Source organism: Halosimplex halophilum, from assembly GCF_004698125.1.
Classification (GTDB): Archaea; Halobacteriota; Halobacteria; order Halobacteriales; family Haloarculaceae; genus Halosimplex; species Halosimplex halophilum.
Genome location: NZ_SRHV01000006.1, coordinates 68,420 through 92,076 on the forward strand (window position 1 = coordinate 68,420; position 23,657 = coordinate 92,076).

General features: G+C 71.6%; 23 protein-coding genes. 8 read left to right on the forward strand and 15 right to left on the reverse strand.

Annotated elements, in window-relative coordinates:
• Positions 1–19 precede the first annotated feature (19 nt).
• On the reverse strand, positions 20–2,245 hold the full coding sequence (locus E3328_RS20625; RefSeq protein WP_135366541.1) for a PQQ-dependent sugar dehydrogenase: 2,226 nt from the start codon (positions 2,243–2,245) through the stop codon (positions 20–22).
• A 243-nt stretch (positions 2,246–2,488) separates the two neighbouring features.
• Between E3328_RS20625 and E3328_RS22275 the strand changes: the two genes are divergently transcribed.
• From E3328_RS22275 to E3328_RS20640, 3 genes are all read left to right on the forward strand, one after another.
• Positions 2,489–2,968 (forward strand): helix-turn-helix domain-containing protein, encoded by a 480-nt coding sequence (locus E3328_RS22275; RefSeq protein WP_167837504.1) that lies wholly within the window; start codon positions 2,489–2,491, stop codon positions 2,966–2,968.
• Positions 2,969–3,513: 545 nt separating this feature from the next.
• Positions 3,514–3,786 carry a hypothetical protein gene (locus tag E3328_RS20635; protein WP_135366543.1) on the forward strand — a complete coding sequence of 91 codons (273 nt, stop codon included), beginning with the start codon at positions 3,514–3,516 and terminating at the stop codon, positions 3,784–3,786.
• Positions 3,756–4,001 carry a hypothetical protein gene (locus E3328_RS20640; RefSeq protein ID WP_135366544.1) on the forward strand — a complete coding sequence of 82 codons (246 nt, stop codon included), beginning with the start codon at positions 3,756–3,758 and terminating at the stop codon, positions 3,999–4,001. Before E3328_RS20635 ends, E3328_RS20640 begins: the two co-directional genes overlap by 31 nt.
• A 115-nt stretch (positions 4,002–4,116) precedes the next feature.
• On the opposite strand, the gene E3328_RS20645 is transcribed toward E3328_RS20640, so the two are convergent.
• The 3 genes from E3328_RS20645 to cobN all read right to left on the reverse strand — a co-directional run bounded on the left by E3328_RS20645 (position 4,117) and on the right by cobN (position 9,689).
• Positions 4,117–4,908 carry a CbiX/SirB N-terminal domain-containing protein gene (locus E3328_RS20645; protein WP_135366545.1) on the reverse strand — a complete coding sequence of 264 codons (792 nt, stop codon included), beginning with the start codon at positions 4,906–4,908 and terminating at the stop codon, positions 4,117–4,119.
• A gap of 148 nt (positions 4,909–5,056) precedes the next feature.
• Positions 5,057–5,815 carry a precorrin-8X methylmutase gene (locus E3328_RS20650; protein ID WP_135366546.1) on the reverse strand — a complete coding sequence of 253 codons (759 nt, stop codon included), beginning with the start codon at positions 5,813–5,815 and terminating at the stop codon, positions 5,057–5,059.
• A complete protein-coding gene (gene cobN / locus E3328_RS20655; protein WP_135366547.1) occupies positions 5,805–9,689 on the reverse strand; it encodes a cobaltochelatase subunit CobN in 3,885 nt (1,294 codons plus the stop codon). Before cobN ends, E3328_RS20650 begins: the two co-directional genes overlap by 11 nt.
• A 34-nt stretch (positions 9,690–9,723) precedes the next feature.
• Between cobN and E3328_RS20660 the strand changes: the two genes are divergently transcribed.
• The 5 genes from E3328_RS20660 to E3328_RS20680 are packed head-to-tail and all read left to right on the forward strand — an operon-like array spanning position 9,724 to position 14,050.
• Positions 9,724–11,922, forward strand: coding sequence for a VWA domain-containing protein (locus tag E3328_RS20660; RefSeq protein ID WP_135366548.1), 2,199 nt, complete (start codon positions 9,724–9,726; stop codon positions 11,920–11,922).
• A gap of 52 nt (positions 11,923–11,974) precedes the next feature.
• A complete protein-coding gene (locus E3328_RS20665; protein WP_135366549.1) occupies positions 11,975–12,163 on the forward strand; it encodes a CbtB domain-containing protein in 189 nt (62 codons plus the stop codon).
• A 2-nt stretch (positions 12,164–12,165) separates the two neighbouring features.
• Positions 12,166–12,942 (forward strand): CbtA family protein, encoded by a 777-nt coding sequence (locus E3328_RS20670; protein WP_135366550.1) that lies wholly within the window; start codon positions 12,166–12,168, stop codon positions 12,940–12,942.
• Positions 12,942–13,304 carry a (2Fe-2S) ferredoxin domain-containing protein gene (locus tag E3328_RS20675; RefSeq protein ID WP_135366551.1) on the forward strand — a complete coding sequence of 121 codons (363 nt, stop codon included), beginning with the start codon at positions 12,942–12,944 and terminating at the stop codon, positions 13,302–13,304. The genes E3328_RS20670 and E3328_RS20675 overlap by 1 nt, the downstream gene beginning before the upstream one ends.
• 53 nt (positions 13,305–13,357) lie before the next feature.
• Positions 13,358–14,050, forward strand: a complete 693-nt coding sequence (locus tag E3328_RS20680; RefSeq protein WP_135366552.1) for an endonuclease III domain-containing protein — start codon at positions 13,358–13,360, stop codon at positions 14,048–14,050.
• Positions 14,051–14,088: 38 nt separating this feature from the next.
• Here the strand turns inward: E3328_RS20680 and E3328_RS20685 are convergent, their stop codons facing one another.
• The 11 genes from E3328_RS20685 to cbiT form a co-directional block, all read right to left on the reverse strand.
• Positions 14,089–15,540 carry a DUF6498-containing protein gene (locus tag E3328_RS20685; RefSeq protein WP_135366553.1) on the reverse strand — a complete coding sequence of 484 codons (1,452 nt, stop codon included), beginning with the start codon at positions 15,538–15,540 and terminating at the stop codon, positions 14,089–14,091.
• A gap of 66 nt (positions 15,541–15,606) precedes the next feature.
• A complete protein-coding gene (locus tag E3328_RS20690) occupies positions 15,607–15,978 on the reverse strand; it encodes a DUF3209 family protein (protein ID WP_135366554.1) in 372 nt (123 codons plus the stop codon).
• 43 nt (positions 15,979–16,021) lie between these two features.
• The gene (locus tag E3328_RS20695; RefSeq protein WP_135366555.1) at positions 16,022–17,245 is read right to left on the reverse strand and encodes a CbiX/SirB N-terminal domain-containing protein; all 1,224 of its coding nucleotides are present in this window, start codon (positions 17,243–17,245) and stop codon (positions 16,022–16,024) included.
• Positions 17,242–17,952, reverse strand: a complete 711-nt coding sequence (locus E3328_RS20700; RefSeq protein ID WP_135366556.1) for a cobalamin biosynthesis protein — start codon at positions 17,950–17,952, stop codon at positions 17,242–17,244. Before E3328_RS20700 ends, E3328_RS20695 begins: the two co-directional genes overlap by 4 nt.
• The gene (locus E3328_RS20705; protein ID WP_135366557.1) at positions 17,945–18,274 is read right to left on the reverse strand and encodes a ferredoxin; all 330 of its coding nucleotides are present in this window, start codon (positions 18,272–18,274) and stop codon (positions 17,945–17,947) included. Before E3328_RS20705 ends, E3328_RS20700 begins: the two co-directional genes overlap by 8 nt.
• Positions 18,264–19,268, reverse strand: coding sequence for a precorrin-3B C(17)-methyltransferase (cobJ, locus tag E3328_RS20710; RefSeq protein ID WP_135366558.1), 1,005 nt, complete (start codon positions 19,266–19,268; stop codon positions 18,264–18,266). Before cobJ ends, E3328_RS20705 begins: the two co-directional genes overlap by 11 nt.
• Entirely contained in the window at positions 19,268–20,152 is an 885-nt protein-coding gene (locus E3328_RS20715) for a precorrin-3B C(17)-methyltransferase (protein ID WP_135366672.1), read from the reverse strand. Before E3328_RS20715 ends, cobJ begins: the two co-directional genes overlap by 1 nt.
• A gap of 28 nt (positions 20,153–20,180) precedes the next feature.
• Positions 20,181–21,209, reverse strand: a complete 1,029-nt coding sequence (gene cbiG / locus E3328_RS20720; protein WP_135366559.1) for a cobalt-precorrin 5A hydrolase — start codon at positions 21,207–21,209, stop codon at positions 20,181–20,183.
• A 2-nt stretch (positions 21,210–21,211) separates the two neighbouring features.
• The gene (locus E3328_RS20725) at positions 21,212–22,099 is read right to left on the reverse strand and encodes a cobalt-precorrin-4/precorrin-4 C(11)-methyltransferase (protein WP_135366560.1); all 888 of its coding nucleotides are present in this window, start codon (positions 22,097–22,099) and stop codon (positions 21,212–21,214) included.
• Positions 22,096–22,941, reverse strand: coding sequence for a cobalt-factor II C(20)-methyltransferase (locus E3328_RS20730; protein WP_135366561.1), 846 nt, complete (start codon positions 22,939–22,941; stop codon positions 22,096–22,098). Before E3328_RS20730 ends, E3328_RS20725 begins: the two co-directional genes overlap by 4 nt.
• On the reverse strand, positions 22,938–23,534 hold the full coding sequence (gene cbiT, locus E3328_RS20735; RefSeq protein ID WP_135366562.1) for a precorrin-6Y C5,15-methyltransferase (decarboxylating) subunit CbiT: 597 nt from the start codon (positions 23,532–23,534) through the stop codon (positions 22,938–22,940). The genes E3328_RS20730 and cbiT overlap by 4 nt, the downstream gene beginning before the upstream one ends.
• Between the last annotated feature and the right edge of the window lie 123 nt (positions 23,535–23,657).

Sequence of the window (23,657 nt, forward strand, 5' to 3'; positions counted from 1 at the left end):
TCTTGTCTCCTGGCATCGCCTATTCGGGCGTGTCCGTCGGAGTCTCCGTTCCCGGGGTCTCTCCACTGTCTTCAGGCGTGTCCGTCTCCTCGTCGTCGCCCTCGGGGACTTCGATATCGGGGACTTCGACCTCCTCGCCTTCGCCGGCGGGGACGAGACGGAACACCTCGCCCGCCTCCTGGAGGAGGCGCCCGGTCCGGCTGGCGAGTACGTACACGTCGCCGTCGGCGTCGCGCCCGAACGCCTGGACGTACCGGTTCAACTCGCCGTTCTCGCCGCCCTCGACGACGAGTTCCGACCACTGCCAAGGCTGTTCATCGGGCGGCGTGACCTCGACATCCGGTTCGGTGTTCTCCCCTGCCCCCTCGCTGGCCGTCTCCGTCGCGGTTCCGTCGGCCGTCGGCGTGGCGGTTGGCGACTCGGTCGGAGTCTCCGTCGCTGTCGTTTCGGCCGGCGTCGCAGTACCGGTGGTCGTCTCTTCTCCGTCAGCAGCCGTCTCCGAGGGCATCGCGGCGAAGAGTCGGCCCTGCGGCTCGACGAAGCTGGCGCTCCAGTCGCCGAAGACGTACTGGCCAGACAACTCACTGATGGCATCGCCGTCGTAGACGTACCCCCCGGTGATGGAGATGCCGACCGACTGGTTCTGATACTGGTGGGGGTACTCGAGCACCGGGTCGACGAACTCGCTCCCGTCGTACGGAGCCTCGTCCGGTTCGCTGTCCGGACACTCCGCGGGCACTTCGGTCGGGGTTTCGGGAGAGAAGCAGTGGAACCCCTCCTTCACGTTCCAGCCGTAGTTGCCGCCGTTCTCGATAACGTCGACCTCCTCGAACAGCGCCTGCCCGACGTCAGCGGCGATGAGCGTGTCGCCATCGAACGACATCCGCCACGGGTTCCGAAGGCCGTAGGCGTATATCTCATCGTAGCCACTCGTGCCCACGAACGGGTTGTCGGACGGTATCTCGTACGGCAGGTCGCCGCCGGCGGTCGTGGCTGTCCCCTCGCCATCCGTCGGCGGGGCAGTCGCCGTTTCGGTGCCCGTCGCCGTCCCCGTCGTCTCTCCGGCCGCGCCCACGTCGATACGGAGAACCTTCCCGAGGAGGTTCGCCTCGACGTTCTGGGCGTTGCCGCCCTCGTTCTCGTCGTACCAGTCCTCGACGTGGCCCAGCCCGATGTCGTGAGCGTTGCCCCCGTCACCGATGGTCGTGTAGAGGTACCCATCGGGTCCGAACACCACCTCGCCGCCGTTGTGGTTGAACTGCGGCGAGGGAACCTCGAGGATGACCTCCTCCGAGTCGGGGTCCACAGACGTGAACTCTTGGTCTCCGTCGGTCTCGAACACCGAGAGCACCTCGATGTGGTCGAAGTCGTCGGGGAACTCCCGGTCACCGGGACCGACCAGACCGTCACCGGCGGGTTCCGCCGCGCTGTACCGCACGTAGAACTGGCCGGTCTCTTCGAAGTTCGGGTGGAAGTCCAGACCGAGGAACCCCCGTTCGTCGAACCCATCGCGCTCCTCGGGTTCCATGAGCACCCTGTCGGCGATGTCGAGGACCGGTTCGTCCTCGAGACCGTCCTCCCCGTGGACGTACACCTGTCCGGGCTGGTCCACGAGGACGTACGTGTTCTCTTCGCCGGGCACCGACCGGAGCGTAACGGGGTTGACGAGGGGCCCGTCGGCGACCTGCTCGACGCCCACGGACGGCCCCTCCGGGACGAACCCGTCGGCCCCAGCGGGCGTCTCTCCGTCGCCGGTCGGCGTGCCGTCCTCGGTCGGCGTCCCGCCCGCGCCGGCGCTCACCTCGATGTCCCCGACCATGCTCGTCGGGTGGACCGTACAGATGTACTCGGCCATCTCCTCGCTCGCCGTGAAGGTGAACGAGTGAGTCTCGCCTTCCTCGCTGAACACGTCCGTCCCGACGAGCTCCTCGCCGTTTTCGTCGCGGATCACGAAGTCGTGGGGCTGGCCGTCGAGGTTCTCCCACGTTATCTCGTACTCGGTGCCCGCCTGAAGTTCGAGCGTGGGGTTCGTCTCGTCCGCGATCTCGTCCGGCGACTGCCCCTGCCAGCCGGCGACTTCCCCGCCGAACTCGTAGGCGGTCTGCTGGGACCCATAGGCGAGGCCGCCGGCCCCCGCGAGGAGTCCGGCTGCGCCCGCGACGCTGAGGAATCGCCGCCGCGAGGTCGGGAGTACCTCGTACTCACTGCTCTGTTCGGGTTCTTCTGGTGGTTGCTGGTCGCTCATCTCCACCCGGCGTTCGCCCGAGTCGGCAATAAGAAATCACAGGGTGTTTCGACGCCGGCGAGGGAAACGCCGCGTTATCACGCACGCGCCAGATCCTTCGCGTTCATCCGTCCGGTCGCGGCGTCTCGCCCGCATTTCCGGAACTGGCCCGCGACGCACGCGCCGTCCTCCGGTACTCCGAACGAACTACCCCCCAGCAATCGTTTCTCCCGTAGTTCCTCCGCGCAAGCTCGTCTTACGCAGGTGGGGTACTCACCGCCAACTCGTCCTACGTACCACTTCTCCGTTCCCCTCGACGGCGAGGTCGGCGAGGGTCTCCAGCGGGTCTACGATACTGACCTCGACGGCGCGACGATCGAGCCGCCCACGGTAAAGCGGGACGGCTGGCACGAGACGAAGGCGTTCAAGAGCTACGCCACACTCTCGGAGTTTCAGTCGGTCTGCGAGGAGAATGGCATCACGGCCGACCTCCAGTCGATCACCAACGGGCTCGTCGCCGACGATGGACGGTCCGCGTTTGGACTCACAGACCGCCAGGAGGAGGCACCAACGCTCGCTCTCTCCCGAGGGTACTACGAGACGCCGCGAGCAGTGTCGGCAGACGAACTCGCCGACGAGCTCGGCATTCCGCAGCCGTCGATGTCTGACCTGTTGCGACGCGCCGAACGGCAGCTCCTGGCGTCGACGCTCGGCAACCAGCGCGAGAGACCGATCGTCCCCTGACCGGCCGGCAGCCGAAACAACCTCGCGACGCCACATGCCGTCACTGGATGCATTGAAACGATCGGTCTCAACTTCCCGGCCGGGGTTACCGTCGTCTTTCAGCGGTCGGCACCCAGCCCCGGCCTTGAGCGGTGGTGGCCCCTGGAGTCCTCTATTCCCGGTAACGCCGGACTAGGTCCGTGACGGTCGGGCGTAACCGATAGAGCGGGTGTCCCGACGGTTCGTCCTGACTGCGCTATGTCCGGCGTGACCACGGGCGGTCTCCCGCTACGGCCGCGGTCGCCACGGCCGGTGATCCCCCGAGACGTTCCGTGCAGTAGTTCCGGTCAAATCGATCGGATATCTGAGTAGGGGCGCTCACTGACCGGATCGTTCGGGTTATTCACTGAATGACGACTGTTACTCTTCTGCAATGATCTCGGATCGAGACGCGGATCAGCTATGACAGAGATCCCGACGAATCGGCGACGTCGAGCGAACGGACAGAGGAATCGGACGGGACCTGGCGGCCGTCGCGTCGTCGCGTTCTGGAGGCCGGCGCGGCCATGGGTATCCTGGGAGGGATCGGGAGCCTGGCCGTCGCGGGCCAGCAGCAGACCTTCCGGCTGGGCGGGGAGATCGCGGCCCGGATCGGTCAGGAGCCCGCCGCCATCGCGGACCGGGAGAACCCGCCGCTCGAGCTGACGGCCGGCGTCGAGTACGAGATAACGTGGGAGAACCTCGACGGCCAGCCCCACGACTTCCGATCCTGGACGCGGACGGGAACGAACTCGCCGCGACGGAGACGATGTCCGAGCGGGGCGCCGCGCGCTCGCTGACGTTCACCGCGACCGAGGAGATGGTCGAGTACGTCTGTACCGTCCACCCGACGACCATGGTCGGGGACATGGAGGTGAGTGCCGGGACGGCCGCGGACGGCACGGCCACCCCGACCGACGGGGCGGGGACCTCTACCGGGACCCCCTCGCCGGACGCCGGCTTCGACGACGGCGGCGAAGGAACGTCGACGGACGTCGGGGCGCCCGGCGAGTAGGCGACTTTCTCCCTGTCTCCCTCCGTCTCTACGGGACTGGTCCGCGCTCACCCCATCGCCAGGGGGGTCCGTCGCTGTGGGCTCTGGCCCAGTGCCGCCGCGCTGTGGGCCCGGATCAGTACCGCCGCGGGCCTTCCCCGTCGGTCACGACCGGCCGGTTCGTCCGGGTCAGTTGCGCCTCGAAGGAGGCGGCCGACGCGGTTTCGTCGGCGGCGAGTGCGCGCTGCTTCTCGACCTCCGCCTGGACGGCGTCCGTCACCCGCGGGTGGACGCCGAGCGGGTCGGCGTACTCCACGCCGCCGCGCTCGGGTTCGAGCTCGGCGGGGATGCGGCGCTCGGTCGCCTCGGTCCGGGACAGGAACAGCGGGACGGCGACCGCCCGGTCCCCGGTGGTGTTGTACCGCACGCAGTCGACGGTGGGGTTCTGCAGGAGATAGCAGGTCACCACCTCCCCGTACTCCGACTGTTCCCGCAGTCGGGCGGCGTGGTAGTCGGCCGTCTGCCGGTGGTACGGCTTCGAACTGCTCCCGAACCCCACGAGGACGAGCGAGGCGTCGTCGCCGGCCGGGACCAGGCGCGCGCCACGCTCCTCCAGTACCTCGGTGACCGCCGGGCTCCCCCCGATCGGTTCGCAGTAGTGGACCTCCCCCGGAACGCCGGCGAGCGCGGCGGGGATCCCGTCGATCGTGTCGTGGCTGTGGGCGGCGCACATCGGGACGGCGTACACCGTGTCGGCGGCGATCCGTTCGAACCCCTCCCGCAGTTCGCGGACCGGTTCGCTCCCGTAGGTCGCTACCTCGACGGCGTCGACGACGCCGCGCCGGCGGAGCCGGTCGGCGTGTGTCTCGAGTACTTCGCGGGCGTTTCTCGTCTCGCGGGCGATGAGCAGGAGTGCGTCGGTTGTCATTGGTCGGCCACGTGTTCAAACTGATTTGGTCTATTCCAACCAGGGTTGTCTTACGGGTTGCGAGCAACCGGCAAATAAGTTTTGGTGACCCCGGAGCCGCCGGGCCACCGGTCGGGACGAACCCGATGTCGCTGGTCGGTCCCGTCGTTCAGGGGAGTTCGACCTCGCCGCGTCGCGCGTCGCTCGCGACGTGGACGAGTTCGTTCGTCAGACCGGCCGCCAGCCCGCTCCCGCCGCGGCGGCCGACGTTCGTGATCGCGGGGACGCCGTGGGCTCCGGCGACCTCCCGGAGTCGCTCCCGGCTGTCGGCGGCTTTGACGAAGCCGACCGGGGTTGCGACCACGACGGCGGGGCGCGTGCCGTCCGCGATGCAGTCCGCGAGGGCCAGCGCCGCGGTCGGCGCGTTCCCGACGACGGCGACGGCGCCGTCGTAGGCCCCCTGTCGGTCGAGTTCGAGGACGGACGCCGCCGTCCGCGTCATCCCGGTCTCCTCGGCGAGGTCGGCGCCGTTCCCGATGGCTTTCCGGACGGAGCAGTCGTGTCCCCGGCCGGTGATGCCGGCCGCGGCCATCGTGATGTCGGCGACGATGGGGCGCTCGTCGAGGACCGCCCGCGCGCCGGCGACGACCGGCTCCGACTCGCGCTCGCCGGTGAACCGCACGAGATGTTGAAACTCGGGGTCGCCCGTCGCGTGGACGCTCTTCTGTCTGACGCGGTCGGCCAGCGTCTCGTCCGGGACGAGCTCGCGGACCCGCTCCATGCTCGTCTCGGCGATCGCCATCGCGTTCTCGGTGGTCGCACCGAGGTCGGCGTACTCGTCGAAGTCGCCGGTGGCCCCGGTCTCGGTCTCATCTTCGGCGCCGGTACCAGCCGGCTGACGGCCGTCGCCGCCGTCGTCAGTCGTCATCGCCCGACACCTCCGCAGGGCTCGCGCTCCCGGCGCGGGCCTCGATGTCGCCGTCGGCCCGGAGGTTGATGTCCCGGAGCCGGTCGGCGGTCGCCCCGTCGGCGTCCCACAGGCCGCGGTCGACCGCCTCCAGGAGCGTGTCGCTGATACGCTCCAGGGCCCACGGGTTCACGTCGCGCAGCCACTCGCGGCGGTCCTCGTCGAACGCGTACTGCTCGGCCACGTCGGCCCAGAGCGCGTCGCTGACGACGCCGGTGGTCGCGTCCCAGCCGAGGACCACGTCGACCGTCGAGGCGAGGTCGCCGGCGCCCTTGTAGTCGTGCTCTTCCATCGAGTCGAGCCAGTCGGGGTTGAGCACGCGGGCGCGCATCGCCTTCCGGACCTTCTCCTCGTTGGTGTAGACGGCGACGTTGTCGGGGTCGCTGGAGTCGCCGACGTAGGAGGCGGGCTCCTCGCCCGCGGTCTCCGCGACGGCGGTGACGAACCCGCCGTGGAAGGCGTACCAGTCGGAGCTGTCGAACTCGTCCTGTTCGGCGGTGTCCTCGATCTTGACGGTCGCCTCGACGTTGCCGAGGCGGCGCTCGAAGGCGTCGTGGGCCTCGGTCGTCGTCCCGCGGGAGCCCAGCGCGTAGCCGCCCCACTGGACGTACACCTCGGCCAGGTCGGAGCGGTCGTCCCACTCGCCCTCGTCGACGGCCTTGTTCGTGCCGGCGCCGTAGCCGCCGGGTTTCGTCGTGAACACGCGGTGTCTGGCGGCCGAGGCGGCGTCGTCGGGATCCATCCCCTCGGCTTCTAGTTCGGCCGCGTCCGCCTCGACGTGTTTCTTCACGTAGTTGCGGTCGTGAGGCTCGTCGAGGCCGACGACGGCGTCGACCGCGTCGTGGATCACCGACGCCGCGGCTGGGAACGCATCGCGGAACAGGCCCGAGACCCGGGTCGTCACATCGATGCGCGGGCGGCCGAGCTCGTCCAGCGGGATCGGTTCCACGTCGTCGATCCGGCCGGCGTCGGTCCAGACCGGTTCGACGCCCAGCAGCGCGAGCACCTGCGCGACGGTCTCGCCGCGGGTGCGGACGGTCGGAGTGCCCCAGGCGACGACGCCGACCTCCTCGGGGTACTCGCCCTCCTCGTCGCGGTGCCGTTCGGCCACGCCGTCGGCCACCTCGCTGCCGACCGCCCAGGCGGACTTCGCGGGGACCTTCCGGGGGTCGAGCGTGTAGAAGTTCCGCGCGGTCGGGAGCAGGTCGACGCCGCCGCGGGTGGGGGCGCCGCTGCCGCCCGGCGGGACGTACTCGCCGGCGAGCGCGTCCGCGGTCCGGGGGATCTCCTCGCTGGCGCCCCGAACACGTGGCGCGACCTCCTCGCAGATGAAGGTCAGCGCCTTCCGCAGGTCGTCGTGAGCGCCGGGTTCGGCCCGCGCGTCGCCGATGGGGTCGACGTCGACGACGAGCAGGTTCATCGTGGTCTCGCCGGGGGCGGCCTCGCGCTCGCTCGCGGGCAGGTCGAAGCCGTGGTCGGCCAGCGTCTCGACGAGGTCGAGACTGGTCTCGTAGACCGCGTCGGCGGCCTGCGCGTAGGTCGTTCCGAGCGCCTCGTCGTAGGCGCCCGGTTCGTCCAGCATCCGGTCGTAGTCGACGCCGAGGACGCCCGCGACGCTCTCCCGGAGACTCGGGCCGCCGGGGTTCTCCAGGCGCGTCAGCGCGACGAGGTACTCCGTGAGGCGGTCGCCCTCTGGGGGTTCGCCCATCGTGTGTAGCCCCTTGCGGATCTGGGTCGTCTTTACGTCGGTGAGGTACTCGTGGACCCGCTCGACCAGGTCGTCGATGTCCAGGTCGTCGCCGTCGACGGCGCCCTCGGCGAGTTCGGCGCCGGCCTCCTCGGGCCCGCGCACGTCCGCCCGCTCGTCGATCTCGCCCTCGACCCCGAGCTCGACGGCCAGGTCGAGGTCCGCCACCGTCTCGCGGATCAGGTCCGCGAGGTGCTCGCCGTCGTCGGTGCGCGCGTCCTCCATGCCGGCCTCGCGGTACCGGTCGGCGAGGTCCTCCAGGTCGGCGAGGTCGTCGTAGGTCCCGGCCGTGTCCATCACGGGCGTCAGGTAGTCGACGACCGCCGCGTACGACCGGCGCTTGGCCTGCGTGCCCTCGCCCGGGTTGTTGACGATGTAGGGGTAGACGTTCGGGAGGTCGCCGACCAGCTGGTCGGGGGCGCTCTCGCCGTCGAGGCCGACGGTCTTGCCGGGGAGCCACTCCAGGCTGCCGTGGGTGCCGAGGTGGACGACGGCGTCGGCCTCGAAGGCGTTCCGGAGCCAGCCGTAGAAGGCGACGTAGTCGTGCGGTGGCTGCAGGTCCGAGTCGTGGTAGACCTTCGAGGGGTCCATCCCGAAGCCGCGCGGGGGCTGGACGGTGACGAGGACGTTGCCGAACTCGACGCCGGGGACGGCGAACGGCCTGTCGGGCGGGTCGCCCCACTCGTCGACGACGTTCGAGCGGAATCGGTCGTCGAGCCCCCCGAACCACTCGCGGTACCGGCTCGGCGACACGGTGTCGACGCTGCGCTCGCGCACGTCCTCGGGCGCGACCCAGCGGTCGTCGAGCGTCAGCTGGTCGGTCAGCCGCTCGACGAGCGCCTGGCCGCTCTCGGGCCGGCGGCCCCCGAGGTCGTAGCCGCGCGCCCGGAGTTCGTCGAGCAGGTTGACGGTGCTCGCGGGGCTGTCGAGGCCGAAGGCGGTCCCGATGCCGTCGTCGCTGGGCGGGTAGTTGTGGAGGACGACCGCGACGCGCTTCTCGTCGTCGGGGGTGTGGCGCAGCCTCGCCCAGTTGACCGCGAGGCGCGCGGCGTGGTCGACCCGGTCGTCGATCGGGAAGTGCTGTTTCGGCGCGGTGCCGATGTCGGCGGCGTCGTCGGTGCGCTCCTTCCCGCTGATCGGGTGGGTGATCACGTTGCCGTCGAACTCCGGGAGCGCGACCGACAGCGCGAGTTCGAACCCCATGACGCCGGTGTCGCTGCCCTCGTACCGCGAGCGCGACCGCATCGTCGTCACGGTCTGGAGCACCGGGACGCCGAGGCGGTCGAGGAACACGTCCTCGGCGCCGTCGCCCTCGTCGGCGGCCGACCGGCCGCGCTCGTCCATCGACAGCGAGAACATGAACGAGGAGAGCACGGCGTCGACGACCGGCTCGCCGTCCGCCAGGAGCCACTCCTCGGTCACCCGCTCTGCGTCCCACTGGCCGTCCGTGTCGGTCGCGGGCTCGCAGAACACCGGGAGCGCGTCGGCGCCCGCCCGCTCGATGGCGCGGACCTGCGCGTCGACGTAGCGGGTGTTCTCGTGGGTCCAGTGGGACTCGTAGAACCAGACGGCGACCGTCGGCCGGTCGGGGTCGTGGGTCGCGCGCAGTTCCTCGTAGGTCGCGCCGGGGTGGTCGGGGTGGTAGACGCCCTCCGTCGGCAGCGCCACGGGGTCGTCGTACGCCCGGCTCTCGCCGGCGTACTCGTCGACGAGGAACCGGAGGCAGTTGGCGACGTTGCTCGTGCCGCCGCGGTCGAGGTACTCGTAGACGCGGTCGCGGACGGCCGCGTCGACGGACGTGTCCTCGACGGCGTAGGCGTCGCCGGTGGACTTCACGACCAGCGGGACGCCCGCCTCGCGCAGGCGCTCGACCGCGTGGTCGTAGCCGGGCATGCTCTCCTCGGCGCCGTGCAGCCAGAGGACCGCCGCCGCGGCGTCGTCGATCTCGTCGACGAACGCCTCGGCATCCGTCCCGTCCGAGAGGTCGCTCTCCGAGCGGGCGACCACCTCCGCCTCGCACTCCCCGGCGGCGCGCTGGACCGCCCCCAGTTCGTTCTCCGTCGCGGTGTACAGGCCGATGGTTGGCATAACGTTGTTAAACCTCCATTGCACTAATTCAACTATGATTGGTTTCGGCGGGCGGATAAACGCTTCGCTCAGCGGTCCGGACGGGCCGTCGTTCTCGGAGATAGTGGGACAGGAGGAACTCAAGCGAGCTTTACTGACGGTCGCGGTCGACGACGGGCTGGACGGGCTGCTGGTGCGGGGCGAGAAGGGGACGGCGAAGTCGACGGCGGTCAGGGCGCTGGCGGATCTCCTGCCCGAGCAGTCGGTCGTCGCGGACTGTCCGTACGGCTGTCCGCCGGACGAGCCCGCCCGCCAGTGCGAGGCCTGTCGCGAGCGGACCGACCCGCAGGTCGAACGGCGGCCGGTCCCGCTGGTGACGCTCCCGCTCGGGGCGACCCGCGAGCGGGTGGTCGGGTCCCTTTCGACGGCGGACGCGCTGGACGGCGAGTTCTCCTTCGAGCCCGGCCTGCTCGCCCGCGCCAACCGCGGCGTCCTCTACGTGGACGAGGTGAACCTGCTGGACGACCACCTCGTCGACGTGCTCCTCGACGCGGCGGCGAACGGGGTCAACAGGGTCGAACGCGACGGGGTGAGCGTCGCTCACCCGGCCGAGTTCACGCTCGTAGGGACGATGAACCCCGAGGAGGGCGACCTCAGACCGCAGCTCCGCGACCGGTTCGCACTGCAGGCGACCGTCGAGGGCTGCCGGACCGTCGACGATCGGGTCGCGATCATCGAGCAGGCCCTCGGAGGGGAGCGCGGTCGAACCACGACTGACGGCGACGACGGTCCGACCGACCGGGAGCGTCGTCGTCAACTCACGACCGCTCGCGAGCGGCTCCCGGAGGTCGACCTGCCCACCGAGTTCGCCGCGGAGATAGCGCGGCTCTGCCGGGAGGCGGGCGTCGAGGGCCACCGCGGCGACATCGCGACGGCCCGCGCGGCCCGCGCGCTCGCGGCGCTGGCCGACCGGCCGACAGTGATCGAGTCGGACGTGCGCACCGCCGCACGACTGGCCCTGCCCCACCGGCTGAAGTCGCGCCCGTTCGAGGACGCGCCCGACCCCGAGGAGCGCATCGACGAGAGGTTCGACGGCGGGTCCGGGAGGGACGACGGATCCGAGGGGAACGACGGGTCCGACACGGAGGGAGGGGCCGACGCCGACGACGAACCGACCGCGGAGGGGGAGACCGACGGCGACGGAACAGACGGCGGAGCGGAGACGGGTGACGCCCCGTCCGACGACCCGGGGGAGAGAGACGGCTCGAACGGCGAGGCCGGACCCGGTGGCGGGGACGGCGGGGCGAGTCAGGGGGGTTCGGCGAGGGGCGGATCGACGACCGACTCGGGGGCCGAATCGGGCGAGCGGGAGGCCGATGGATCCGGGAGCGACGGCGAGTCGGACCCCGAACCGGACGACACCGACGCGGACGAGGCGGAGCCCGGGAGCCCGGTCGTCCCCGGCCAGCGGCGTGCGGGAGTCGGCGACGCCGACGCGCCCGACCTCTCGATACCCGACGCAGTCGACCGGGCGGGGTCGACCGCGGAGGGGCGAGCGCGAGCGCGCGCGACGACCGATGCGGACGGCCCGCGCCTGCGGACCCAGCGGACGGACCCGTCGGGCGATGTGGACGCCGCCGCGTCGGTCCGCGCGGCCGCCGCCCGCGGCGGGTCCGCCGTCGAGCGACGGGACCTCCGGGAGTCCGTCCGCCGCAGCGAGACGGCGGCGCTGGTGGTCTTCGCAGTCGACACGAGCGCGTCGATGCGGGCGGCGATGCGCGCCGCGAAGGGCACGGTGCTCGAACTGCTCCGGGACGCCTACCAGGGGCGTGACGAGGTCGCGTTCGTCGCGTTCGCCGGCGAGGACGCCGAGGTGTTGCTCCCGCCGACCGACAGCGTCGCCCGCGCCGCCCGCCACCTCAAGGACCTCCCGACCGGCGACCGGACGCCGCTGCCCGCCGGACTGCGGACCGCCTCGGACGTGCTCGACCGGGCAGACCCGGACGCCGGCGTCGTCGTCCTCGTCACCGACGGCCGGGCGAACGTCGCCGCCGAGAGCCCGGTCGGCGAGACCCGCGAGGCGGCCCGTCGACTCGCCGAGCGGGACCCTCACGTGGTCGTCGTCGACGCCGACGAGCGAGTCGACGGCCTCACCGACACCATCGCCGCTGAGACCGACGGCGTCTGCGTCTCGCTGGCGGACCTGACCGCCGAGCGGATCGACGCCGCGGTCGCCCGGGAAAGCGAGCTTTAGCTCGTCCGCAAGTTTTACAAACTCAGTTGTTTTTGTACAAACATACTTTCGAATGACGCTCGCCACAGACACGGTCGACGGACGGATCGAACAGGCCCGCGTGGAGCTGACGCCGACGCAGGTGGCGGTCGGGCTCGGCCTCGTCGCCGCGCTCGGGTTCGCCCTCCTCTTCCTGGGCGAGCCGACGGCCCACGACGCGATGCACAACTTCCGACACGGCGCCGGCGTCACCTGCCACTGACGATGCTCGTCGAGTACGTGGCCCGCGGGATGAAGGCCGGCCTGGTCGCGGGGCTGGCGTTCGGACTCGTCGTCGCGCTCGTCACGAACCCGCTCGTGGCCGCGGCGGACGGCCTCGCCGGCGGCGACCACGCGGGTCACGGGCACGACACCGACCACGCTCACGAGGGCGCCGAACACGGCCACGGGGCCGCCGTCGGTGCCGCGGTCACGAACGGCGTCAGCGTCGCCGCCGGAGTCCTCTGGGGCCTCCTGCTGGGGGCCGTCGTCTTCGGCGTCGGCTTCTACTTCCTCGAGCCCGCGCTCCCCGGAGGGGGCGAGGTCGGGCGCTACGTGCTGGCCGGACTGGGCTTCCTGACCGTCTCCGGCGCGCCGTGGCTGGCGCTGCCGCCGCGGCCGCCGGGCGCCGAGCAGGCGCTGCCGGCCGAGACGCGCCTGCCCGTCTACGCGGGGATGATCTGTGCCGGCGCGCTCGCTAGCCTGCTCGCCGTGGCCGCGTACGGGCGGGTCCGCGCCGACCGCGGCCCCGTCGTCGCGGCGGTCGCCGCCGCCGTTCCGCTCGCGCTGCTGGCGGTTCCCGCCGCGCTCGCGCCGTCGAACCCGGTCGCCCACGACCTGCCCGCGGGGCTCGCGGCCGGGTTCGTCGGCCAGGTCGTCGTCGGCCAGGCCGCGCTGTGGCTCGTCCTCGCCGCGGCCCACGTCCGACTCTCCCGGCGCTCGACCGCGGACGCCTCGGGCGGAGCGACGAGCGGGGCCGACTACGCGGTCACCGTCGACTGATGCGCGACAGAACCGACGAGGTCCGCGAGCGGGGCTTCACCGACCACGTGCTGGTCTGCACGAACGACCGCGACTCCGAGTACGCCGCCTGCGCCGAGGCCCACGGCGACGAGGTCTACGAGGCCGTCGCGGCGTGGCTCCGCGAGCGCGACGTGTTCTGGTCGTCGGTCCACGTCGCCGAGACGAGCTGTCTCGGGCTCTGCTCCGCCGAGGGGACCGCCGTCGCGGTCCACCCGCGGGGCCGCTGGTACTCCGACGTGGTCCCCGCGGACGTGCCCGCCCTCCTCGAAGCCGAGTTCGGTCCCGGCGCCTCGCGGCTGGGCGTGCCGGCGGACGACTCGGTCGCGGCGCCCGAGCCGTAGTGTCGTCACCGTCGTATCGAGACGCTGATGTGGCAGCCGCCGCAGGCACCGCCATGACGGTCGACGAGTGGACGCCCGCGAGAGTCCGCGAACTGCACGAGGCGCTGGTCTCGCTCCACGGTCCCGCCGAGCGCGACGGCGAACACGGGACCGACGCCGCGCCCGGCGACGGCGTGCGACAGCTCCTGACGACCATCCTCTCGCAGAACGTCGCCGACGAGAACACCGACCGAGCGGCGGCGAACCTCTTCGAGACCTACCAGGAGTTCGGGGACATCGAGTCGGCGCCCCGCGAGGAACTGGCCGAGGTCATCCGCGTCGCCGGGCTGGCCGACACCAAGGCCGAGCGCATCCAGCGCGCGCTGGCGGCGGTCCGCGAGGAGACCGGCGGCGCCTACTCGCTGGCGTTCCTCGACGCGATGGACGCCGACGACGCGAAGGCCTGGCTCACCGACATCAAGGGGGTCGGCCCGAAGACGGCCAGCGTCGTCCTGAACTTCCACTTCGGCAAGCCGACGATGGCGGTCGACACGCACGTCGAACGGGTCTCCAAGCGGTTCGGGCTCGTGCCCGAGTCGGCGTCGAACGCCCGTGCCCACGACGAACTCGACCGGGTCGTCCCGGACGGGCTCACCTACTCGCTGCACGTCCTGCTCATCAGCCACGGCCGGACCTACTGCAGCGCCCGCGACCCCGACTGCGACAACGCCGTCTGCGAGGCCTACTGTGATTGCGAGGGGTGCTGAGCGGCCCCGAGGGGGTCGCCGGCGCGGTTCGCCGAGTGTCAGTCTCGCCAGGAGGGGTCGGGGCTGCGGTCGACCCTGTCGGGGTACGAGCGCCGCCAGATCCCGTTGACGAACATCGCGACGAACGGCAGCGCGAAGACCGCGAGGAAGACCGCGTCGGCGTCCAGGCCGGGCGACAGGAGGACGGCGACGACGCCGGCGGCGTAGACGACGGCGAGCGCGACGGCGGCGGCGACGGCCCGCCGGTCCAGCGGGTCGAACTCGGTGTCCGCGACTGGCAACTCGAAGGCGTCGACGAGTCGTTCGTAGTCCGCGACCGGGCCGATCTGCCGCTCGGTCTCGTCGTCGCTCCAGCCGTGGGTGAACCGGACGGTTCGCGTCCCGGTCAGCCGGTCGGCCAGTCGGTCGGTCAGGACGTTCAGGTTCCGCATTTCCCGCACCGAGACCGACCACTGCGGTTCCTCCAGCCACGCGTCGTGGGCGACGATCCGGTCGTCGTAGCGGCGGTACTCAAGCGGGGCGAACCGGAGGTACGACGACCCCACGCGGACGGCCAGCGCACCGAAGTACAGCAGGACGACCCCCGCCGTGATGCCGGCGACTACCGCCAGCGGTGCGTCGTCGCCCCCGACGAACGCGGTGCCGAACACCCAGATGAAAAAGCAGAGCACGGCGTAGCCGGGCGCGGCCCGTCTCAGCGTCCGCAGCGACGCGGCGACCAGGACGGTCCGCCGGTCGGTCGGGAACGAGGCGACCGGGTCGCCGTCGGGGACGGTCACCGGCTCGGGCCGTTCGCCGCCCCCGTCCGGACCGGCCAGCCAGCCGGTGAGTCCCCCGGTTTCCCCGTCGTCCGCTCGGTGGGCGGAGTACTCGACGGCGACCTTGCCGACGACCAGCGCCGCCAGGAGCACGAGGCCGCCCGACTGGGCGACGGGCAAGACGAGGAAGACGAGGAAGAACACCCGCCGGGCCGGCGTCTCGATGACGCCGTACGGCGAGACCTCCTCGTACTCCCGCCGGGCGAAGTAGCGCCGAGCGGACCCGCCGACGCCGGTGACGACGAGGCCGGCGAGGCTGAGGAGCACGTCCGTCCGGGCGAGGGCCGCGCCCGCGTCGACCGTCGAGACCGCCACCACTCCCACGAACAGGGTGAACCAGCCGACGCCGGTGACGACGCCCGCGACGAACGGAACCGTCCGCGGGTAGACCGGCGGGAGCCACTCGACGACGGTGACGCTGCCGCGCTTGTCGATCAGCTCGGCGTCGCCGACGCTGACGACCCCGTCGCGCTCCTCCGGCGGGTGACGCTGAGCGAACAGCGCCTCGAACCCCGCCAGCGCCAGCGAGAACAGAACTTCGACGGCGTAGAGAACCGCGAGTGCCGCCGCGTCCCAGCCCAGCGCGACGACGCCGACCAGCGGCGCCAGGTTGGCGAGCAACACCGGCGCGAACGAGTCTTCGAGCGTCTCCGCGGGTCGGAGGGCGGACATCCTCGTCTCGAACTCCGCGGTCGTGTCACATAAGCGAACCGAACCCGGCCGGACCGACGCCGTCGCTCACTCTTCGACCGGGAACGCCTCGTGGAGCACGTCGTGAGCCTCGCTGAGACCCTCGAAGACGCTCCCGCCCTGCGCGGTCAGTCGGTGGACCGCACGTTCGGCGTCGCGGACGGCGACGAGGCGACCCCGAAGGTAGTCGTACTCGGGGTCGTCGGCGTCCGTCGCGGCGATCTCCGCCTCCAGGTCGACGAGGGCGGCGTCGAGGTGGCGCTCGACGGCCGCGAGCGTCTCGGCGTTCGCCAGCGCCTCGATCGGCCCTTCCAGGTGGCCCTCCAGTTCCTGCTCCGCGTGCTCGCGGGCGTGGTCGTCGTCCGTACCGAGGACGTTCAACAGTCCGAGTCGCAGCGCTTCGATCTCGTAACAGCTCATGGGTGTGTGGTGGAGTCGTGTTGCGGTGTGGTTCGCGGGCGGTTCAGAGCGTCTGGTCGACGAGTTCGGAGACGATGCGGTCGCGGTCGAGGTGGCCGGAGACGATCCGCCCGGCGTCGTCGGCGTCGACGCCGCCGTACCAGACGCCGTCGGGGTAGACGGCGACCATCGGCCCCTCGCCGCAGCGGCCGAGACAGGACGACCGCGTGATGCGGGCGTCGCACTCGTCGCTGTCGCGGGCCGCCTGTCGCAGGCGTTCGAGGACTGCGGGCGCGCCGTCGGCGGCGCAGGTCTGGTTGGTGCAGACGGCGACGTGTTTCTCGGGCGCGTCGTGGACGTGCGGGTCGTCGTCGACGTTCTCGCGGTCGGCGTGTTCGGCCTGGTGGGTCAGCGCCCGCAGCATCGCGCGGGCGCCGCCCTGGTCGGCCTCGTAGCCGTCGAGTTCGACCTTGTACTTGCAGGTGTCACAGGACATGTCGACGCTGTCGGTGCGGGCCTCCTGCCAGCGGTCGCCGAGCACGTCCAGCAGCCGCGGGTCGGTCCCGAGCGGGTCGCCCGCCGCGGCGTCGACGTAGGGGTACTCGTCGTCGAACTCGTCGGCGCCGTCCCTGATGCGCCCGGTCAGGACGCCGTCGCCGAGCATGTACGGCAGGACGACGACGGCGTCCGGACGGGTCTTGGCGAGGTCGTGGAGCGTCTCCGCGAGTACCGGTTCGGTGACGCCGACGAACGAAGCCTCCACCCGGTCGAACGCGCGGCCCTCGTAGAGCAGGCGGGCGAGCTTGTGGGCGTCGGCGTTGGCGTCGGGGTCCGAGGAGCCGCGGGCGCAGAGCACCACGGCCACGTCGTCGGTCTCGCGGTCGACGCCCAGCCGCTCCTCGACCGCGGCCGCGCGGTCGTCCAGCAGGTCCACGATGGCCGGGTGGACCCCGAGGTGCGCGCCGCTGTGGACGGTCGTCCCCTCGTGGGCCGCACGGGCCTGCTGGACGGCCAGCGGCACGTCCGTCTTGACGTGGCTCGCCGCGAACAGCGACAGCTGGACGACGGTCACGGTCGAGACCGAGGCCGCGAGCCCCGCGACGGCCTCGTCGATGGCCGGCTCGGCGAGTTCGAGGAAGCCTGCGTCGACGGGGACGCCCAGCCGCTCCTCCAGGTCCGCGGCGAGCGTCCGGACCTGCTCGTTGGACTTCTCGCGGCGCGAGCCGTGGCCGACCAGCAGGACGGCCTCGTCGTCGAGACTCGCCGGGGCGGACTGGGTGGCGGTCACCCCAGCTCACCCACCTTCCGGCCGGTCGCCCGTTCGACGCTCCGGCGGAGTTTCGCCCGCCGATCGTCGGCGTACAGGCCCGAGTCGCCGCTGCCGGCGTAGACCCACTCGGCGAACGCGGCCGCGTCGGCGTCGTCGGCCAGCCCGAACCAGTGGCCGCCGGAACTCGTCTCCGAGAGGTCGTCGGTCGGAACCGTCGGGTCGGCGTCGGCAAGTAGGGTCCGGACCGTGCGGAGCAGGCGCTCGTCGTCGTGGACGAACGAGACGCCGACCGACTCGGAGGACTCGCGGAAACAGACCGTACCGCAGGCCTCCAGCAGGCCCCGCACCAGTTGCGGGCGGTGCTCGGCCAGCGCGTCGAAGCGGTAGCCGCCGGGCTGGCCGTCGATGGGGAGACCCAGCGCCGCGCCGGCGCGTTCGCCCGGCGCGCCGAACACCTGCACCTCGTACTCGTCCTCGAAGCGCGTGACCGAGGCGTCGTGGGCGGACTCGCGCGCCCGCGTCCGGCGGTTCGCGACCGCCCCGTCGGCGCCGGCGACGGCGCCCAGCGCGTCCGCCGCCGTCTCGTCGCCCGTGCGTACGGTGATCCCGTCGCCCGTCACCTCGCCGTCGCCGGCGACGCGACCCCAGAAGTACGCCGTGGCCGGCGTCGCCGCCAGCAGGTCCTCGGCGGGGTCGGGCCGCGGCGGGTCGGCCGCGTCACTCATCGGCGGCCTCCACGGTCGTCGCGTCGGCCGGCGTCGCTCCCTCCTCGACCGTCGTCACCTCGATGGCGTCGACCGGACAGGCCGCGGCGGCCTGTCGGGCCGCATCGATCCTGTCGTCGTCGAAGGGAGCGGCCACCGTCTCGCCGCCGTCCGGTGCCACCTCGCTCGACCCGTCGTCCGGGAGCCCGTCCGCGCGCTCCGCGTCGCCGTCGATGGCGGCCAGGCCGTCCGCCGCCTCGACGAACCGGTCGTCGCGGACGAGACAGGCGAAGACGCCGTCGCAGGCCGCCCGGTCGAGGGACACGCGGTACTCAGTAGTCATACTTCGACTCGTAGCCCCGCGGCGTGACCATCCGGTCGTCCCAGACGTACGTCTCCTCGTTGCCGACGATGATCGTCGTCGTCATGTCGACCAGGTCCGTCTCGCCGAGTTCTTCGAGGTCGCCGAGTTCGACGATCTCGACCCGTTCGTCCTCGCGGCCGGCGCCGTGGACGATGCCGACCGGCGTGTCGTCGGCGCGGTGCTCTTCGAGGATCTCGCAGCACTTCTCGAAGTTCGCGCGGCGCTTGCGGCTCCAGGGGTTGTAGATCGAGATGGTGAATCCCTCCTTGGCTGCGGCGTGAAGCCGCGATTCGATGGTCGGCATGTCCGTGAGGTGGTCCGACAGCGAGATGCTGACGGTGTCGTTCACGAGGGGGGCGCCGAGGCGGGCGCCGCAGGACTGAGCCGCGGGGACCCCCGGCACCACGTCGAACTCGACCATCGAGGCGGTGGCGCCCTTCGACTCCAGGATTTCGAGCGCGAGCCCGGCCAGCGCGTAGACGTTGGGGTCGCCGCTCCCGATGATCGCGACGTGGTTGCCGGCCAGTGCGCGGTCGATGGCCTCCTCCGTGCGGGAGACCTCGCCGCACATCGGCGTGTCGTAGAGTTCCTCGGCGTCCTCCCGAACTCCCTCGGGCAGCAGCTCGACGTAGGTCGTGTAGCCGACGATGTGCTCGGCGTCCAGCAGCGCCTCGCGGGCGCGGGCCGTCATGCCCTCGGGCTGGCCGGGGCCGAGCCCGACAGCGACAAGCTGGCCGGGGTCGGCGTCGAAGTCGTCGACGGTCGCGCCGACTTCCTCCTCCTCGTCTGTCGACGAGGCGCCACACCCCGAGGACGACCCGGACGACGAGGTGGAGGACGCGGACCCGCCGCACTTCGAGGACGAGTCCTCGCTCGCCGCGGCCTCCCCGTCCGGTGTCGAGGCGGCGCCGCACTTCGTTTCGGTGTCTGTGCTCGCGTCCGTCGTGGTGTCGGTGGTGTCGTCGGTGCTCATCAGAAGTCCTCCACGTCGCGCCCGCCGCGGGGCGTGACGAGGTGTTTCCCGTGGTCGTTCTCCCAGACCGCCGTCTCCGCGTTGCCGACGAGGATGGAGGTGCCCATCCCGCCGACCTCGTCGTCGTGGTCGGTCGCCTCGCCCAGCGTCGTGATCGTGTGGGTCTCGTCGTCCAGATTGCGGCCGGCGTCGCCGCGGCCGGCGTCGTTGAAGATGCCGGCGGGCACGTCGTCGGCCCGCTCCTCGCGCAGCACGTCGATGGCCCGCTCGTAGTCGCGCCAGCAGTTGTAGAGGACGACCACGAACCCGGAGATGGCGGCCGCGCGCAGTTTCTCCTCGATCTCCGCCCAGCCGCGCCACTTGTCCGACAGCGAAACCGTGCAGAAGTCGTTCGACAGCGGCGCGCCGAGGTTCGCGGCGCCGCCCAGCGCCGCCGTGACGCCGGGGACGACCTCGATGGGCACGTCCTCGGCGCCCTCCGCCTCGGCCATCGTGAACAGCAGGTCGCTCTTGCCGTAGACGTTCGGGTCGCCGCCGGAGACGTGGGCCACGTCCTGGCCGGCGCGGACCCGCTCGAAGGCCTCGCGGGCGAGTTCGACCTGCCGACCCATCGACGACCGGACGAGTTCCTGCCGGCGGCCGTCCGGCCGTTCGAGGACGGTCCCCGCCTCGCTCCCCGGGCTCTCCGACTCGGCGGTCGCGCCGCCGTCGGTCGCGGCCTCGACCGCGGCGCTCTCGGGCGGGAGCGTGCCGTCGCGCCGCAGGAACTCCTGGTAGAGGTTGGAGGCGACGACGCAGTCGGCGGTCGCCACCACGTCCTTCGCCCGCTGGGTCATCGCGTGGGGCAGCCCGGGGCCGATACCCACGACGTAGAGCGTCCCCATCGCGCCGTCGGCGGTGTCGGCGGCCACGCTACCGCCCCACCGCCACGGTCACGGCGTCGTCGAACCGCTCCTTCTCGCGGGCGAGTTCGTGGTCGCGGCCGCCGGCGATGGCCGACGCCTCGGCGATGCCGGGCCAGCCGATCAGCTCCTTCGAGCGCGACGGGGACGGCCCCTCGAAGCGCTCCAGCGTCTCCTTCTCGAAGGCGACGACGCCCGCGCCGATCCGGTCGGCCGCCTCGTGGAGACCGTCTTCGCCTTCCTTGCGGGTGCCCGTGGCGACGAATGCAACGTCCTCGACGGTGAGGTCGAGGTCCGTGAGCGCGCGCTCCCAGGCGTCGACCACCTGGTCGGCGTCGACGCCCGACACCGTGCCGGTGCCGAGGACGACACCGCCGTCGTCGGCGTCCCGGTTGCGCTTCAGCACGGTCACGTCGTCCTCGACGAGCACTGCCTTCGGCCCGACGAGTCGCTCGACGGGACCGAGTTCGTCGTCCAGCACGGCGAGGTTCGTCGCGACCGTCGAGTCGCCGTTGACGACGTGGGCGTCGAGGGCCTTGGCCCGCTTCTCGACGCCCTGCTCGTCGGCGGCCTCGCTGGCGGTGGTCATCGCCGGCACCGCGCCCATCGAGGCGAGGTCGTCGGCGACCTGGTTGGCGCCGTGGTGGCCGCCCGTGATGGGGATGGCCCACGTCAGTTCCTCGTCGACGACGACGATGGCGGGGTCGTCCCACTTGTCGTCGAGTAGGCCCGCCGTCTTGCGCATCGCGATGCCGCTGGCCATCAGCCCGACGAAGCAGTCGTACTCGCCCCAGTACTCCTCGAACACGTCGCCGTGGTACTCCAGGATCTCGACGGACTCGTAGCGGTCGCCGATGCCGTCGACGATGTCCTCCGCGGTGTCCATCTTGCGCTCGAAGGCGATGATGGCGATGTCTTCGGCCACCTCACCGTCGGAGTCGGGGGTCGAACAGTGGCCGCTCGACCCGTTCGATTCGGCCGTATCGTTCGTGCCGCTCGATGCGTCCGCGTCGGTCGTGTCGTCGCTGTCGGTGCTCATTGTCAGTCGTCAGCCTCCTGGGTCGTGTCGTCGCCGCTCCCGTCCGCGCCCCCGCCCGATGCCCACCCGTCGTAGAGGTAGGAGCGCTCGTAGCCGGCCTTCCGGGCGGCGTCGCCGACGACGACCATCGCCGAGGCGCGGTAGCCCGCTTCCTCCAGGCGGTCGCCGATGGTGCCGATGGTCCCCTCGATCACGTCCTCGTCCGGCCAGGAGGCGTGGTAGACGACCGCGACGGGCGTGTCGGGGTCGTGGCCCGCCTCGACCAGGCGGTCCATCGTCTCGGCGACGGCGTGGGTCCCCAGGTAGATGCAGGTCGTCACGTCGCCCATCCCGACGAACTCGCCGATGTGGTCGTCCTCCGGGTCCAGCGTCTCCCCCTGGGGTCTGGTGAACGCGACGTGGTTGGCCACGCCGTTGAGGGTCAACTGGGTCCGTAGCGTCGCGCTGGCGGCGAACGCCGAGGTGACGCCCGGGACGACGTAGGTCGGCACCCCCTCGTGTTCCAGCGCGTCCATCTGCTCGACGGCCGCGCCGTAGACGGCGGGGTCGCCGCTGTGCAGTCGCACGACTTCGCGGCCGTCCCCGTAGGCATCGCGCATCAGCGGGACCAGTTCCTCCAGATCCTTGCCGATGGACGAGACCTGCTCGGCGTCGTCGCAGTACTCGTCGAGGAGTTCGCTGTTGACCAGCGACCCCGCGTGGACGACCAGGTCCGCCCCCTGGACGAGTTCCTTGCCCGTGACCGTCAGGAGTCCGGGGTCGCCGGGGCCGGCGCCGATGAACGGGATCCCCTCCTGGACCTCCCCCGCGGTGTGGTCCGCGACGCGGGCGTCGCGCTCGGTCGCTCGCCGGGCTGCCTCGGCGTCGATGGCCGCCTGGGGGTCGGTCACCGGGCCACCTCCCCGGGGAACGCGTCGCCGCCGGACTCGCCCTCGGCCAGTTCCACCAGTTCGACCGGCCGGCGGTCGTCGCCGCTCGCGTCGTCCCGATCGAGGTCCCCGCCCGGCACGCCGCCGTCGGTGCGGACCTCACCCGTCGGGTCCTCGGCGTCGGCGAACGCCGCGGTCGCGGACTCGTCGTCGAGGTCGCGCTTCTCGGCGTAGGCGAGCGTGTAGTAGTCCCGGTCGTCGATCTCGCCCGGGTCCGCCGTGACGACCGTCTCGCCCTGCTCCATGTAGAGGCGGCGGCCGAACACCACGTCGTATCCCGCCTCGGTCAGTTGCTCGTGAGTCGCAGGCGCGTCGGTCACCTTGAACAGGACCATGCGGTCGGGGCCGGTCGGGGCGGCGCCGCGGGCGGCCTCCCGGAGCGCCAGGCTCGCACCCGCCGTCACCTCGACGTCCAGCGCCGTCGTGAACGCGGTGACGGCGCTGACCCCCGGGACCGTCTCGACGGCCACGTCGGGGTGGAAGGCGTCGAGCGTCCGCCGGAGGTGGCCGAACGTCGAGTAGACGTTCGGGTCGCCCAGCGTGACGAAGGCGGCGGTGCCGTCGCGAGCGCGGGGCGCTATCTCGGCGGCCGCCGCCCTCCAGGCGCGCCGGAGTTCGTCCTCGTCGCGGGTCATCGGGAAGTCCACGTCGCCGACCCGCTCCTCGGAGACGTGTTCGGTCGCCACCGACCGCGAGAGCCGCCCCGGCGAGTAGACCACGTCCGCCGCTTCGAGGACCTCCCGCCCGCGGACGGTCACGAGGTCGGCGTCGCCGGGCCCGAGCCCGACGCCGTACAGCGTCACTGTGGCCCTCCGTCCCCGGAGCCATCGGTGCCGCCGCTCTCGTCGTCCGACACGTCGACGCCGCCGACCAGCATGTACACCGGGTTGTCCGCGTCGAAACTCGTCGCGCCGGCCAGGTCGTAGCCGTGGCTCACCTGGAACTGGACGACCTCCGCCAGCAGGTCGCGCTCGCGGAACGCCTCCGTGGCGGCGCCCGCGACTTCGAGCCGCGAGACGTTCATGACGACGCGGTCGACCCCGGTCTCGACCGCGCGGTCGAGGACCGCCCCGTAGTTTCGGCTCCCGCCGAGAAAGAGGGCGTCGGCGTCGTCGGGCAACCCCTCGGGGGCTTCGGCCGCCCGGAGGGTCACGCCGTCGGCCGCGTCGTTGGCGGCGAGGTTCTTCCTCGTGGTCTCGAGCCGGTCGGGCTTCCGTTCGAGCGCGGTGACCCGCCCGGCGCGCCGCGCCGCCTCGACCGTGACGGCGCCGGTACACGAACCGACCTCCGCGAAGTGGTCGGCCGGCCCGAGGTCGAGTCTGTCGAGCAGGACGGCCCTGACCTCCCGCTTGGTCGGGCCGGCCTTCGCGTCGTGTGGCAGCGATACCTGTGCCATCGCCGAATACAACCACCGTAGGGCGTAAAACAATTTTGGTTGTTTTAGGGAAAGTGAGATTGCTCGATCTCCCACTCAGTGGCCGGCGTCCGCAATCTCGGTCGAGTTAGGGCAAAGTTACTT

Excerpts from the sequence above, each read along its gene's own strand:
- E3328_RS20625 (WP_135366541.1), bottom strand. The coding sequence starts at position 2,245 with ATGAGCGACCAGCAACCACCAGAAGAACCCGAACAGAGCAGTGAGTAC.
- E3328_RS20635 (WP_135366543.1), top strand. The coding sequence starts at position 3,514 with ATGGGTATCCTGGGAGGGATCGGGAGCCTGGCCGTCGCGGGCCAGCAG.
- E3328_RS20640 (WP_135366544.1), top strand. The coding sequence starts at position 3,756 with ATGTCCGAGCGGGGCGCCGCGCGCTCGCTGACGTTCACCGCGACCGAG.
- E3328_RS20645 (WP_135366545.1), bottom strand. The coding sequence starts at position 4,908 with ATGACAACCGACGCACTCCTGCTCATCGCCCGCGAGACGAGAAACGCC.
- E3328_RS20650 (WP_135366546.1), bottom strand. The coding sequence starts at position 5,815 with ATGACGACTGACGACGGCGGCGACGGCCGTCAGCCGGCTGGTACCGGC.
- cobN (WP_135366547.1), bottom strand. The coding sequence starts at position 9,689 with ATGCCAACCATCGGCCTGTACACCGCGACGGAGAACGAACTGGGGGCG.
- E3328_RS20660 (WP_135366548.1), top strand. The coding sequence starts at position 9,724 with ATGATTGGTTTCGGCGGGCGGATAAACGCTTCGCTCAGCGGTCCGGAC.
- E3328_RS20665 (WP_135366549.1), top strand. The coding sequence starts at position 11,975 with ATGACGCTCGCCACAGACACGGTCGACGGACGGATCGAACAGGCCCGC.
- E3328_RS20670 (WP_135366550.1), top strand. The coding sequence starts at position 12,166 with ATGCTCGTCGAGTACGTGGCCCGCGGGATGAAGGCCGGCCTGGTCGCG.
- E3328_RS20675 (WP_135366551.1), top strand. The coding sequence starts at position 12,942 with ATGCGCGACAGAACCGACGAGGTCCGCGAGCGGGGCTTCACCGACCAC.
- E3328_RS20680 (WP_135366552.1), top strand. The coding sequence starts at position 13,358 with ATGACGGTCGACGAGTGGACGCCCGCGAGAGTCCGCGAACTGCACGAG.
- E3328_RS20685 (WP_135366553.1), bottom strand. The coding sequence starts at position 15,540 with ATGTCCGCCCTCCGACCCGCGGAGACGCTCGAAGACTCGTTCGCGCCG.
- E3328_RS20690 (WP_135366554.1), bottom strand. The coding sequence starts at position 15,978 with ATGAGCTGTTACGAGATCGAAGCGCTGCGACTCGGACTGTTGAACGTC.
- E3328_RS20700 (WP_135366556.1), bottom strand. The coding sequence starts at position 17,952 with ATGAGTGACGCGGCCGACCCGCCGCGGCCCGACCCCGCCGAGGACCTG.
- E3328_RS20705 (WP_135366557.1), bottom strand. The coding sequence starts at position 18,274 with ATGACTACTGAGTACCGCGTGTCCCTCGACCGGGCGGCCTGCGACGGC.
- cobJ (WP_135366558.1), bottom strand. The coding sequence starts at position 19,268 with ATGAGCACCGACGACACCACCGACACCACGACGGACGCGAGCACAGAC.
- E3328_RS20715 (WP_135366672.1), bottom strand. The coding sequence starts at position 20,152 with ATGGGGACGCTCTACGTCGTGGGTATCGGCCCCGGGCTGCCCCACGCG.
- cbiG (WP_135366559.1), bottom strand. The coding sequence starts at position 21,209 with ATGAGCACCGACAGCGACGACACGACCGACGCGGACGCATCGAGCGGC.
- cbiT (WP_135366562.1), bottom strand. The coding sequence starts at position 23,534 with ATGGCACAGGTATCGCTGCCACACGACGCGAAGGCCGGCCCGACCAAG.